Genomic DNA, 657 nt, shown 5'->3' with positions numbered 1-657 from the left:
ATCACCGAGCGCGGATCACTGGAAATTCAAGCCTACGAAGAAGTTTGCTTCCCGGGGCTGGCCGCCGAATGGGCGAACTGCAACGGCCAACGACCGTTCGTCGGCGCGCTGACGATGGAGTTGGCCACGGACGCCGACGAGGAGGTCGCGTCGTGGATCGCCGCGGGAACACCGCCGATTTTCTTCGGCTTCGGCAGCACGCCGGTCAAGTCTCCCGCCGACACCGTCGCCATGATCGGCGCGGCCTGCGCGCAACTGGGCGAACGGGCGCTGATCTGCTCTGCGGACACCGACTTCAGCGACGCCCCGCATTTCGACCACGTCAAAACCGTCGACGCGATGAATTACTCGGCCGCCTTTCCCGCCTGCCGCGCGGTCGTACATCATGGCGGCACCGGAACCACGGCGGCGGGCCTGCGCGCCGGAGTCCCCTCGCTGATCCTTCCGACGTTCGGCGATCAGACGCTCTGGGGAACTCAGGTCAAAAGACTGAAAGTTGGTTCCGCCCGGCGCTTTTCGAGCACCACCCGCGAATCGCTCGTCACGGACCTGCGCCGGATTCTCGGGCCGCAATGCGTCGCCCGGGCCCGTGAAATCTCTACCCGGATGACCAAACCCGTTGAAAGCGTCGCGGTAGCCGCCGATCTCATGGAGAAC

The 657-nt window shown here is 65.3% G+C and carries 1 protein-coding gene; it reads left to right on the top strand.

The features are described from left to right. The coding region (locus A5736_RS14710; RefSeq protein ID WP_371328389.1) for a glycosyltransferase at positions 1–657 on the top strand (657 nt) is incomplete at both ends.

The organism is Mycobacterium sp. SP-6446 (assembly GCF_001954045.1).
GTDB lineage: Bacteria > Actinomycetota > Actinomycetes > Mycobacteriales > Mycobacteriaceae > Mycobacterium.
The sequence above is the reverse complement of the archived record's forward strand: the minus strand, read 5'-3'. Positions and strand labels throughout refer to the sequence as shown.